The sequence below is a fragment of the Paenibacillus sp. FSL H8-0537 genome, from assembly GCF_038051995.1.
Taxonomy (GTDB): Bacteria; Bacillota; Bacilli; order Paenibacillales; family Paenibacillaceae; genus Pristimantibacillus.
On the sequence record NZ_CP150290.1, the window covers coordinates 422,515 to 434,322 of the forward strand.

The 11,808-nt window shown below is 47.9% G+C and carries 11 protein-coding genes; 7 read left to right on the top strand and 4 right to left on the bottom strand.

Going from position 1 to position 11,808, the window contains the following annotated elements; translation table 11 throughout:
- Positions 1 to 409: 409 nt before the first annotated feature.
- The 5 genes from MHB80_RS01775 (at position 410) to MHB80_RS01795 (ending at position 5,798) form a co-directional block, all read left to right on the top strand.
- Entirely contained in the window at positions 410 to 1,156 is a 747-nt protein-coding gene (locus MHB80_RS01775; RefSeq protein ID WP_341280557.1) for a hypothetical protein, read from the top strand.
- Positions 1,157 to 1,169: 13 nt separating this feature from the next.
- Positions 1,170 to 2,858 (top strand): VWA domain-containing protein, encoded by a 1,689-nt coding sequence (locus MHB80_RS01780; RefSeq protein ID WP_341280558.1) that lies wholly within the window; start codon positions 1,170 to 1,172, stop codon positions 2,856 to 2,858.
- 39 nt (positions 2,859 to 2,897) lie between these two features.
- Positions 2,898 to 4,037: a toxic anion resistance protein gene (locus MHB80_RS01785; RefSeq protein ID WP_341280559.1), complete on the top strand. Its 1,140-nt coding sequence runs from the start codon at positions 2,898 to 2,900 to the stop codon at positions 4,035 to 4,037.
- A gap of 191 nt (positions 4,038 to 4,228) precedes the next feature.
- Positions 4,229 to 4,705 carry an HPP family protein gene (locus tag MHB80_RS01790; RefSeq protein WP_341280560.1) on the top strand — a complete coding sequence of 159 codons (477 nt, stop codon included), beginning with the start codon at positions 4,229 to 4,231 and terminating at the stop codon, positions 4,703 to 4,705.
- Between the two features lie 235 nt (positions 4,706 to 4,940).
- On the top strand, positions 4,941 to 5,798 hold the full coding sequence (locus tag MHB80_RS01795) for a class II fructose-bisphosphate aldolase (protein WP_341280561.1): 858 nt from the start codon (positions 4,941 to 4,943) through the stop codon (positions 5,796 to 5,798).
- A gap of 84 nt (positions 5,799 to 5,882) precedes the next feature.
- Here MHB80_RS01795 and MHB80_RS01800 read toward each other — a convergent pair whose 3' ends face one another.
- Positions 5,883 to 7,181 (bottom strand): alpha-glucosidase/alpha-galactosidase, encoded by a 1,299-nt coding sequence (locus MHB80_RS01800; RefSeq protein ID WP_341280562.1) that lies wholly within the window; start codon positions 7,179 to 7,181, stop codon positions 5,883 to 5,885.
- A gap of 165 nt (positions 7,182 to 7,346) precedes the next feature.
- Here MHB80_RS01800 and MHB80_RS01805 point away from each other — a divergent pair, with 165 nt between their 5' ends.
- Positions 7,347 to 8,201: an AraC family ligand binding domain-containing protein gene (locus MHB80_RS01805; protein ID WP_341280563.1), complete on the top strand. Its 855-nt coding sequence runs from the start codon at positions 7,347 to 7,349 to the stop codon at positions 8,199 to 8,201.
- 228 nt (positions 8,202 to 8,429) lie between these two features.
- Here MHB80_RS01805 and MHB80_RS01810 read toward each other — a convergent pair whose 3' ends face one another.
- Both MHB80_RS01810 and MHB80_RS01815 read right to left on the bottom strand, forming a co-directional pair.
- Positions 8,430 to 9,647: an MFS transporter gene (locus tag MHB80_RS01810; protein ID WP_341280564.1), complete on the bottom strand. Its 1,218-nt coding sequence runs from the start codon at positions 9,645 to 9,647 to the stop codon at positions 8,430 to 8,432.
- A gap of 40 nt (positions 9,648 to 9,687) precedes the next feature.
- Positions 9,688 to 10,299 (bottom strand): TetR/AcrR family transcriptional regulator, encoded by a 612-nt coding sequence (locus tag MHB80_RS01815; protein WP_341280565.1) that lies wholly within the window; start codon positions 10,297 to 10,299, stop codon positions 9,688 to 9,690.
- 208 nt (positions 10,300 to 10,507) lie between these two features.
- Here MHB80_RS01815 and MHB80_RS01820 point away from each other — a divergent pair, with 208 nt between their 5' ends.
- A complete protein-coding gene (locus MHB80_RS01820; RefSeq protein ID WP_341280566.1) occupies positions 10,508 to 10,720 on the top strand; it encodes a TM2 domain-containing protein in 213 nt (70 codons plus the stop codon).
- A 96-nt stretch (positions 10,721 to 10,816) separates the two neighbouring features.
- On the opposite strand, the gene MHB80_RS01825 is transcribed toward MHB80_RS01820, so the two are convergent.
- Complete coding sequence (locus tag MHB80_RS01825; protein WP_341282830.1) at positions 10,817 to 11,704, bottom strand: hypothetical protein; 888 nt, start codon at positions 11,702 to 11,704, stop codon at positions 10,817 to 10,819.
- Between the last annotated feature and the right edge of the window lie 104 nt (positions 11,705 to 11,808).

Genomic DNA, 11,808 nt, shown 5'->3' on the forward strand with positions numbered 1-11,808 from the left:
TGATTATAAAATGGTTTTTGTTTCGTAGACTTTAAAGACTCTGTATATCTACAATAACCTTTAATGGAGTGAAAAGCAATTGCTCTTTTTTGAAATAGAGAGAAAGGATAGGAGTTTCCCAGCCTTTCTCTCTATTTCTCGGAATGAAACGCGCTGCGCCGCCAGAGGACGGCGACAGCCGTTTCACCTTGGGCTCGAGCACCGCACAGTGTTCCGAGACAAGCCCGAAAATAAAATGGAACCGGACAAATAACGTGGAAGTAATTAGAGTATAAATAGAATCTAAAGAGATATTAGCAACATTTAGGAGCTTGTTCGGTTATTCTCTGTTAAAATTAAATATACAGGCAAATGATGTTGTTGTTTTTACAAATGGAGACAAGTTACCGCATTCGTGGAGGAATTATTTATGGGGAATAATTCGAAATTGTTGAAGCTGCTCGGACTCATAGGCGGAGTTGTCGCTCTCAATATTGTTATTTTGTCACCGGGGCTTGTCGGGGTGGTCATAGGGGGTGAAAGTGTTCTTGCAACCGCTTCAGGCGTAACCTTATTGGTCAGCAGCTTTCTGGTTCTGACTTATGGAAGCTATACGCTGCTGCTCAAGCCCGCTTCGGTGCCGCAGATTCGTTCGATTGCCACACGCGAGGATTTCATGGCGGCGCTTTCCTATTACAAAAACGTTAAAGTGCTACACAAGGATATTGCATTGGCCCTCGACCAACTGGAGCGAATAGCGAAGAAGAGAGCGATCTTATCCGATATTCTCGGCCAAAGATTTGAGCAGACGGAAATCAGCTACAAGAAGTTCGACTCCGTCATTGTTGAGGTCGAGAAGCTTTTTTACTTGAATATTAAAGGAATGCTGAATAAGCTTGGCGTGTTCGATGCTGCTGAGTTTGCCTCCTTGGAACGGCAGCGGAGCGCGAGGAAGTTCTCGAATAAGCTGATGCAGGAAAAAATAGAGCTTTACCAGCAATACCTGGACTACGTGTCCGGTTATCTGGGGGCGAATGAAGAGATTTTGCTGAAGCTGGACCGCTTGGCTCTCGAAATTTCACTGCTGGGGAGTACAGATTATCGGACGGTTGAGGAAATGCCCTGCATGAAGGAGCTCGATGTTTTAATTAAGCAAACCAAATTATATCAACAATGAGAAGGTGATGCATATGGCGAGTAAAGGAAAAGCTTTTGTTGTCTTGGCACTTATTGCGATTGTCGTTTTTGCTCTCGTTTATTTTGGGATTAGCTTGACCTCGAACATAGGTAAGACAGATACGCAGATTTCGTCGGAGGATGCGGGCAAGCAGCTAAATAAGCTGTATCAAGGCATTTCAGTTACGACTGCGGAGCCGGTTAAAGGAAAGATCGATCTTGATCCTGCCGATGTCGGCGACTCCTTGCCGGATATTTCGAAGTTCCCCGTATCGGTTGAAAATACGACCGATCAATTCATTGAAATTTTTTCCTCTACCGAGAAATCGGGAACGGATATGGATGGCTGGCTGAACGAGGTAGCCACCGCTTTTAATCAAGCGAATATTAAAGTGAACGGGAAGACGGCTTCGGTCAAAATCCGCAATATTGCCTCAGGCACCGCAGCGGATTATATCCGTTCAGGCAAATATGTGCCCGATGCGTTCACGCCATCCAACGAGCTGTGGGGCGAGATGGTCGCAGCGAGTGGCGTTCAAACGAAGCTCGTATCCAAACGACTTGTGGGCAATGTAGCGGGAATCGTCTCCACTCAAGCGAAATATGATGAATTGATTGCCGAATATGGCTCCCTCAATGTGAAGACGCTCACCGATGCGATTGCAAGCAATCAGGTAGCGATGGGCTATACCGACCCTTTTGCCAGCTCAACGGGCCTCAACTTTTTAGTGACGTCCCTCGCGACGTTTGACAGCCAAGAGATGCTGGGCGAGAAGGCGGTGCAGGGCTTTGAGAAATTCCAGGCCAATGTGCCATTCCTTGCCTCCACTACGCTGCAAATGCGTGAGGCTGCCAAGACGGGGATGCTGGATGCTTTTGTACTGGAGTATCAAACCTATGTGAACGCGGCGGATTTCCAGAGCGGCTACGTGTTTACGCCGTTCGGCGTGAGGCATGACAGCCCGCTTTATGCGCTCGGCAAGCTGCCGAAGGATAAGCAGGAAATTATCCAGAAGTTCGCCGACTTTGTTACGCAGGATAAATACCAGAAGGCTGCTGTGGAAAAAGGCTTTAATGGCCTTGAGGACTACAAGTCCGAGATGGAAGCTGTGAACGGAAAGACGCTTGCCGCCGCGCAGAAGCTTTGGAAGGAAAAGAAGGATGGCAGCAAGCCGATTGCCGCTGTTTTTGTAGCCGATATTTCGGGCAGCATGGGCGGGGAGCCGCTTAATCGATTGAAGGAATCGCTGCTCAAGGGGCAGAAGTTTTTGGGCAGGAGCAACAGCATCGGATTCGTCTCGTACTCCAGCGACGTTGCGATTAACTTGCCAATTGGGAAATATGACACTAACCAGCAATCGATGTTTGTGGGCGCGATTAACAGCTTGCAGGCAAGCGGAGGGACGGCCACCTTTGACGGCATCGTAGTCGCCCTGAAAATGCTGCAGGATGAGCTCGCCGTCAATCCGGATGTGAAGCCGATCATTTTTGTGCTAAGCGATGGGGAGACGAATGAAGGGCATTCGCTCAAGGATATTAAAGGTCTCATAGAAACGTACAAGGTGCCGATTTATACGATTGGCTACAATGCAAATATCAAGGCGCTGCAAAGCATTTCGAGCATTAACGAGGCGGCAAGCATCAACGCCGATACCGACGATGTCGTTTATAAAATTGGAAACCTGCTGAACGTTCAAATGTAATTTTATATGGCGGTTATAGGCTGAAGAGGAGGGGTTGCAATGTCATTTACGATGGAAGTGGTCAGTGAGGAGAAGCTGAAATCGGTCATTGAAGAGCAGGTGAAGCCTGAGCCTGAGGAGGTCACTCAGCTGCGGGAGCTGGCGACGAGCAATGTATCGTCGATTTTGGAGCTGGATCTGGATTCGCTCGAAAAGCGGAAAGCGATTTTGCAATCGATTGACCAGTTTGGCATTCAGTCGATGAGGTCTTCCTCGGAGAAAAATTCGCTGCTGCAGGTGGCGGTCGGCAATTTGTCTCAAACGGGCGATGAAGGCGGCCAAGTGGCGAAAGATTTGACGGAGCTGCACATCCAGCTCAAGGATTTGGACCCGAGCGTCGTCGATTTTGCCAAAAGCGGCGTACTAGGCATGTTTTTTAATCCGTTACGTCGTTATTTTGCCAAATACCAGAAGGCGGATACGGTCATTTCGGGCATCATTTTATCGCTGGACAAAGGCAGTACGATACTTAAAAATGACAACACCACGCTGGAACTGGAACAGCACGCGCTTCGCGAGCTGACGAAAAAGCTGCAAAAGGAAATTCAGCTCGGCATGCTGATGGATGAAGGCATTGAAGCCCAGATAGCAGCCGCCGAGGCGCGTCAGGAGTCGGAGGATAAAATCCGCTTCATAACGGAAGAGGTGCTGTTCCCGCTCCGCCAGCGCGTCATGGATTTGCAGCAAATGCTCGTCGTGAACCAGCAGGGCATTATGGCGATTGAGGTTGTGATGCGCAACAACAAGGAGCTGATCCGCGGGGTGGACAGAGCGAGGAACGTCACCGTTTCGGCGCTGAAAATCTCCGTTACTGTAGCAAGTGCGCTCTACAATCAACGAATCGTCCTGCAAAAAATCGAGCTGCTGAATCAGACGACCGACAGCCTGATCAGCGGCACCTCCAAAATGCTGAAAAATCAAGGCGCCGCGATTCAAAAGCAGTCGATGGAAGCAAACATCTCCGTCGATACGCTCAAGACGGCTTTCGCCGATGTGCTTTCGGCGATGGACTCCATCAGCACCTACAAGCAGGAGGCGCTGCCTAAAATGCGCCAAACGATCCAGCAGTTCAGAGAGCTGGCGGATACCGGCGAGGTGCAAATTCAGCGGCTGGAGAAGGGGCAGAAGCTGGGACTATAGTAGAGAATAAATAGCAGGGGCAGCAAGCGTGAAGCGCCTCTGCTTTTTTGTCGTTTGGAAGACGCTTCACAGCATTGACACTTCCTGAGAAGCTTTATAAAATGGAGCAGGCACTACAATACTGCCAGTATTCCATGCAGAACACTCGGCAAATCTGCTGGCCATTTTGACTGGAGGTTCACAGGATTAAAATGAACTTGAAAATTATCGCAATTGGCGTCTACGTCATGCTTATTTATTGGCTTTCCTTACATTTTTCATTTCTGGACACTTTATTTTTCCCTACTTTGGGGGCTTTCAGCTTCCTGTTCGTCTCGCGCTCATTCCGTTATACGGAGCTCAGCAAAATTACTTTAGGCGCGTTTATTTCGTCAATCGTCGGCACGCTGCTCTTCTCCATCTATCCAAGCGCGATTTCCTTGTTTGTCAATGTGTTGATCACGATTTGGATGATTACGAAATTTAAGTGGAATGCTCCGCCAATTGTAGCGGTGTCGCTCATTCCGTTTTTCTCCCATTCAACGCATCTTTGGCTTATTCCGGTATCTGTATGTACGGCACTGCTGGGTTTGATGTTGATTTTATTCCTTGCCGAATGGGCAGAGAAACGGCTAAGCCCTTTATTTTCGCAGATTAAAAGAAATGGCGTTCCTGTAGAAACGGATTAACGCATTTATAAATTCTTATCAATTGTTTGAAAAGTATTCACTCGCAGCGCAGGTAGTTTTATAATAAAATATATGATAACATGTAGTATTAGATGAAGAATGTGAACAAGGAAATGAAAATTCCGCTCATGCCTATAGATCTGTCGTTTATGAGCGTTATTTTAAGCAGTAGATCAATGGGCATGATTGAAAGTTCTATTCATTAAATTGCAACTACACTGAAGGAGGATTTATCATGGCATTGGTTTCGATGAAAGATATGTTGAACAAAGGTTTAAAAGAAGGTTACGCGGTTGGTCAATTCAACATCAACAACTTGGAGTGGACGCAAGCAATTTTGGGCGCAGCTCAAGAAGAGCAATCCCCAGTTATTTTGGGCGTATCTGAAGGCGCAGCTCGTTACATGGGCGGTTTCACGGTTGTTACTGCAATCGTTAAATCCCTAATCGAAGAAATGAAAATCACAGTTCCAGTTGCGATTCACTTGGACCACGGTTCCAGCTTCGAAAAATGTAAAGAAGCAATCGATGCAGGCTTCACTTCCGTTATGATCGATGCTTCGCATTCCCCATTTGAAGAAAACGTAAAAACAACGAAGCAAGTTGTTGCATATGCGCACGAGCGCGGCATTTCCGTTGAAGCTGAGCTGGGAACAGTTGGCGGACAAGAGGATGATGTTATTGCTGATGGCGTTATCTACGCTGATCCACAAGAGTGTAAACAACTGGTTGAGCTTACAGGTATCGATTGCCTGGCTCCAGCACTTGGTTCCGTTCATGGTCCTTACAAAGGCGAACCAAACCTGGGCTTCAAAGAAATGGAAGAGATTTGCCAAACGATCAAGCTGCCATTGGTATTGCATGGTGGTACAGGTATCCCTACGGATCAAATCAAAAAATCCATTTCCCTTGGAACAGCTAAAATCAACGTTAACACTGAAAACCAAATCGCCTTCACTAAAATTGCTCGCGAAATTCTGACTGCGGATTCGGAAGTATTTGATCCACGTAAATTCTTGGCTCCAGGCCGCGATGCAATCAAAAAAACAGTTATGGGTAAAATGCGCGAGTTCGGATCTTCCAACAAAGCGTAAGCCTATATATAAATGAAAAAGGGCCGGTCCGGCTGCTGCGTGCAGTTGGACTAGCCCTTTTTTGCTTTATGCTGCGCTCTTCTATTAACGGTATGCTGGGAGCCAGCTGCCATGCGCTTCAATCAATTCGTCGCAAAGCGAGACAATGTCATCCATCGACAATTCCGCTGACGTATGCGGGTCCAGCAGAGCGGCGTGATAAATATGCTCGCGCTTCAATGTTTTGGCAGCTTCAATCGTGAGCAGCTGGGTATTGATATTTGTGCGGTTTAACGCAGCCAGCTGCGGCGGAAGGTCACCGACGTAGGTTGGCGTTATGCCAGAGCGGTCAACCAAGCAAGGCACCTCGACGCAGGCTTCCTTCGGCAAGTTTGTAATAAGGCCCGTATTCATAACGTTCCCGGCGATTTTATAAGAATGGTTGGTCTCGATCGCTTCCATAATATGCGAGGCATATTCATGGCTGCGCGTATGCTCAATCTTCTTATTGCCGAGCATCGAATCCCGTCTTTCCTCCCAGCCTTTAATTTGCTCAATACAGCGGCGCGGGTACTCATCTAGAGGAATATTGTAGCGTTCAATGAGCTCCGGATAGCTCTTTTTAATGAAGTATGGATGGTATTCAGCATTATGCTCGGAAGATTCGGTAACATAATAGCCGAACTTCAGCATGAGCTCGTAGCGCACCATATCATGGTGCTTCTCCGCTTGCTTTTCCGCCGCGCGCCGTTTAATTTCCGGGTATAAATCTACACCGTCCTTTGTTGCTTCCAGCAGCCACGCCATATGGTTAATGCCAGCGATCTTTGTTTTGACACCTGCCGTATCGATGCCCAGATGCTCGAATAGGTGCGGTACACAAATTTGTACGCTGTGACAGAGTCCTACAGCCTGCAAGCCGCCTTGCGAAATGAGCACATTCGTCAGCACGGCCATTGGGTTGGTGTAGTTGAGGAACAGAGCGTCTGGACAAACCTCCTGAATATCTGCTGCAAAATCAAGGACGACCGGAATGGTACGGAGGTTGCGGAAAATGCCGCCGATGCCGACCGTATCGGCAATGGTTTGGCGCAAGCCGTATTTTTTCGGAATTTCGAAATCGGTTATCGTACAAGGATCGTAACCGCCAACCTGAATGGCATTGACGACATATTTAGCGCCGCGAAGCGCCTCCTTGCGGTCGGTATATGCTTTAATGACGCAGCTGCTTCCGAGCGACTCCTTCATATTCAGCAGCAGCAGCTCAGATTCACGCAGCCTTCCGCCATCAATATCAAACAAAGCTAGCTCGAAGCCTTGCAGTGCTTCTGTAAGCATGACATCACCCAATACATTTTTCACAAAAACAGTGCTGCCCGCACCAAGGAACGTTATTTTCGCCAATGAATTCGCCTCCGTTTATGAATAGCCTCGACTCCTTAACTATAGTCCCGGAGAGAGCGTGCGAACATGGAGTAATTCCTGAAAAACCTGTCATAATGCCTTTTCATTGCATGGTTTCATCCGATCTATTATACTATTACCTGTCATAATGAGGGGGGATGCCCTATGCCTCTGACCGAAGTCAGACATAATCAGGAGACGCCGCAGCGGCAGATGGAGCTGTTTTTGCGTTTTTTCGGCAAGGAAGAATGTGAACCCCTGCATAGCTGGGGTCCGGGCTTGCGCGACTTGTATATTATCCATTATGTGATCAGCGGCTCGGGCGAATTTAGTACTGGAGGAGAAACCTACCAGCTGTCGCAAGGACAGGGCTTTCTCATAATGCCAGGTGCGATTGTCCATTATACAGCGGATGAGTCTGACCCTTGGGTGTATACGTGGATAGGTTTTGACGGGCTTCATGCCAGAGCTTTTGTGCAGCGGGCGGGGCTTAGTGTGACGCAGCCGATATTTCGTGCCAAGGGCGCCAACTGGTTCGATACTAGCCATCAGCAGCTTATGGATGCCCATGAAACGGGCATTCGGGACATTTTGTACCAGAGCATTTTGTACCGTCTAATTGGAGAATTAATTGAATGTGCAGAGCCTGCATTAGCAGAGGAGCAGCCGCTTCGTGCCAACTCCAAGGAAACCTACATCAACGAAGCAATTACCTATATCGAAAATAACTACAGCCAGAAAACAACGGTTGAGCAAATCGCTCAGGCTGTTGGCTTGGATCGGACTTATTTGTCCAGCTTGTTCAAGCAGCAGTTTGACCTGTCGCTGCAAGCCTTTCTACTGCAATTTCGAATGAATCGGGCGGTGGAGCTGCTGAGCAGCAAGCAGCTGTCAGTGAGCGATATTTCACGCTCGGTTGGTTACACCGATCCCTTCCTTTTCTCCAAAATGTTCAAAAAGGTCATCGGCCAATCGCCGCGCCGAACGCGAGAGCTGCTGGAGGAGCAGGGGAGGCTGTAAGCGAGGGTTAAATTGGGCAATATTCGTTTATGTATACGACGATGCCTGTCCACTAAAGGCACATATTCCTTAATGAAAAAGGGCGGGTTTTGGCAATTAAGCCAAAACCCGCCCATAATATGCGAGCGAGCGCCATGCTTCACAGCAAGCGGCAGCTTGCTTTTGCTTTGCTTTGATGACAGGCCGCTGCTGAGCGGAACCGCTGCTGCATACATGCGATGAGCGGCGTTAGCCGCGAAGCGGTGCCCGTTTCTTTTTCCCTGCTCGCATGGACAGAAGGAAGCAAAGCAGAAGCACGATACCAGCGGAGGCGTATGGGAAATTGATATTCATATCAAACAGTACGCCCGCAGTGATCGGTCCGAGAATGTTGCCTAAGCTCGTAAAAGCGGAGTTCAAGCCAGCGAGGTAGCCTTGCTGGTCATTGGCCATTTTTGAAATTTGGGTGCCGATGGCCGGGCGCAAAATATCGACGGACAGGAACAGGAAGAAGGTGACCGCGAAAACCATCCAGTAGTTGTTGGTCAACAGCATCAACAGAACGAATAGACCCGCAATAAACAAAGACCACGTAATGACGTTCTGCTCGCCAAACCGATTCAAAATCCAGCCGAAAATCGTTACCTGTACAACCGCGCCCGCGATGGAGCCGAACGTAATAATAAACGCGATGTCGGTTGCTGTAAACCCGAAGCGATGGTCAACGTACAAGCCGAATACCGTCTCATAGTTCGCAAGCCCGAACGAGGCGACAAGCACGATGATTAAGCTGAAAAAGTAGGGCTGTTTGTAAGATGTCAGCAGCTGGGACATAAAGCTGGGTTCGCCAGCCGAAGCCGAGGTCTTAGAGAGAGCTGAAGCGGCAGGCGTTGGAGCGGAATTCGGCTTGGATTCTGGCAGAACCAGCATTGTAACAATGGCGGCCACACCGCCGGCGATGCCCGCTACATAAAACGGTACGCGTACGCCAAATTCGGCCAAATAACCTCCGATGCCGGGGCCGATAATAAACCCGGTCGTAATCGCGGCATTGATGTAGCCCATACCTTTGGCGCGTTCTTCGTTGCTAGTAACGTCAGCGACATAAGCCATAATCGAAGGCATGCTGAATGCGGCCCCGATTCCGCCAAGTATGCGAGAAACAAACAGCAGCCATGGCTCGCTGACCGCGCCAAACATCCATTCCGAGAGGGCGAACAGCGTTACGCCAGCCACAATCATTTTTTTTCGGCCGATAGAATCGGAGAGCCTGCCTGCAAGCGGTGAAAATAATAATTGGGCTAAGGAAAAGGCCGCTACCATGAAGCCGAGTATGCTTCCGTTCAAATCCAGCTCTCGCATATAGGCAGGCATAACGGGAATCACGAGCCCGATGCCTGTAAATACGAGCAAAATATTGCCCATTAGAAGGAGTATAGCTCCTCTATTCCGTAGTAATAGTGACATGGTTAAAATCCTTTCACCCTGATCTAGGTAGTATTAATATTTAAGTTTGCTGGCGCTTGGAGCTTGCGATGCCGTGAAGGACGACCTTTACAGCGGTTCTGTAAATGGTCAAAACCTCATCCATCGCATAGGAGCGTCTGGACAATTGATTCAAGCCGAAAAACAAGCCTTCCAATATGATCGCCAAATGCTCAACCTGCATCGGCTCTAATTCGCCTCGGTCAATGCCTTCCTGAATCAGGCGCTTGTTGAATTCCAAATGCCGGTCGATCATGACCGTCATTCGCTTCTCCACCTCAGTGGTTTTCTCCTCATGATTGAAAAATTCATCAGCCGCTTTCGTAAGCGGGTGGCTGAAATCATCTATCACACCTTGCTCGACGATGGCGTACAGCTTTTCGGTGGACGTCTCATAGCGCGCCTGCTGCTCGTTCCACTTTTGCTCCCATTCCAAATCCCATTCCTCTAATAGATAGAGAAACAAGCCCTCCTTGCTTTTAAAATGGTAATAAATATTGCCCTTGCTGCTTTCGGTCGCCTCTACAATATCTTCAATCGAAGTTCCTTTATAGCCCTTCTGGGCAAAAAGCGCCCGTGCGGCGCTTGCGACTTTCTTCTTCGTTTGCTCGCTTTGCAGCTGTTTCTTATTCATGAGGCGCTGCCCCTTTCTCTTAATTATACTGAACGTTCGTTCTATAATAATACCAAAATATAAAGGGAAAATGCAAACGAGAGATGAGGAAGGTTTTATAGTTGAGGAAATACCAAATATTTTATTAACATTTTCATGTTATATGTAAAGAATTTCTGACCAAATGCCGATAATGGAAGAGTAGAATATATAATGGAGGGATTTACAAGTGGTAAAGAGTGATAAATCTTTTGTTGCAGCATTATTATTATGTTTCTTTTTGGGGTCTTTCGGAGTTCACCGTTTTTATACGGGAAAAGTGGGTACAGGCATTTTGATGATTTTGACAGTGGGTGGTTTTGGACTTTGGACGCTCATTGATTTTATTATGATTGTTTGCGGCGCATTCAAAGATTCGGAAGGCCGTCAAATTAAAGCATAATAATCATTTTATAGGTAAAAAGGGAAACAGAGCTCATAGGAGCTCTGTTTTTGCGTCCGCATATTTAAGTAGGCTGTGTTGCTGTGGAAATTAGAATCAAGCCTCTTCTTTTTTAATTTTCGCCGGGTTGTTGATTTTGTAAGCGACGGGATGCTTGGTCAGCTTTTTGGCAACGATTTTAGCCTCGAAGGTGATGACATCGCCAATTTCCAGCTCCTGCTTTTTGAGCGTGGCGCTGTGGCTGGACCAGGCTTCACCCACAAGTGTCCCTTGTTCCATGATAGACAAGGCCTCATAAATGACAACCTCATCATCATTATCGGAAAAATGGTTCGGCACCGTCGTAAACTCCTTAACGGTCGCGATCATTTTCACCTTATCCTCCGGCAGCTCAAGCTTCGGCGCTTTTTCTTTTTTGGCTTTGCTTTTCGGCTTTTCTTCCGTTTGCTCAGCCTTGTCACTATCGCTGGAATGGGCCGTTTCCTCTACTGCTTCTGGAATCGCTGCTGCACTTTCGACCGAATCGATAGCAAAGCCTGCTTCCGCAAGCATTTCCTCGACCGTCTTGGCAGGGCCGATATCACTCTCGCCAGTAGCTGTGGAATCGCTGCTAACGTTAGTGCCGTTTTCTGCATTTTGGGCTTTAACAGCTTCTGTTTCATTATTTGCAGTTTCCTCGCTAGTCTCGTCAGCCTCAATACCAGCCGCATGCTTCGCGCCATAACTTGCCGCTTGCATTTCTTTCAAATACGAAGGGTGGATGCAGTGCAGCTGATCGTTGCCCAGCTGTATGACGGCGGTCATTTTATCGACGAAACCGATGATGCTGCAAACGATATTCAGACCGTGGCCTTTATAATAAAAGGTTTTTGTTTTGCTGGCTTTCCCTGAGAGCAAGCCCCACTCCTGGCATTTCTCTACCTGTTCCTCATCATTCTCAAAGGGCTGGTAATTTTGCGGTTCAATTACAAACGCATACTCCATCATATTCCCGCCTTTCCGTCATTCCGGCTAAATTGTTTTAGGTACAACCAGTTTAGCATAAAAGCGGCCCATCCAGCATCTTGGCTACTGTCCGTCCATGGTGC

Excerpts from the sequence above, each read along its gene's own strand:
- MHB80_RS01775 (WP_341280557.1), top strand. The coding sequence starts at position 410 with ATGGGGAATAATTCGAAATTGTTGAAGCTGCTCGGACTCATAGGCGGA.
- MHB80_RS01780 (WP_341280558.1), top strand. The coding sequence starts at position 1,170 with ATGGCGAGTAAAGGAAAAGCTTTTGTTGTCTTGGCACTTATTGCGATT.
- MHB80_RS01785 (WP_341280559.1), top strand. The coding sequence starts at position 2,898 with ATGTCATTTACGATGGAAGTGGTCAGTGAGGAGAAGCTGAAATCGGTC.
- MHB80_RS01790 (WP_341280560.1), top strand. The coding sequence starts at position 4,229 with ATGAACTTGAAAATTATCGCAATTGGCGTCTACGTCATGCTTATTTAT.
- MHB80_RS01795 (WP_341280561.1), top strand. The coding sequence starts at position 4,941 with ATGGCATTGGTTTCGATGAAAGATATGTTGAACAAAGGTTTAAAAGAA.
- MHB80_RS01805 (WP_341280563.1), top strand. The coding sequence starts at position 7,347 with ATGCCTCTGACCGAAGTCAGACATAATCAGGAGACGCCGCAGCGGCAG.
- MHB80_RS01810 (WP_341280564.1), bottom strand. The coding sequence starts at position 9,647 with ATGTCACTATTACTACGGAATAGAGGAGCTATACTCCTTCTAATGGGC.
- MHB80_RS01815 (WP_341280565.1), bottom strand. The coding sequence starts at position 10,299 with ATGAATAAGAAACAGCTGCAAAGCGAGCAAACGAAGAAGAAAGTCGCA.
- MHB80_RS01825 (WP_341282830.1), bottom strand. The coding sequence starts at position 11,704 with ATGGAGTATGCGTTTGTAATTGAACCGCAAAATTACCAGCCCTTTGAG.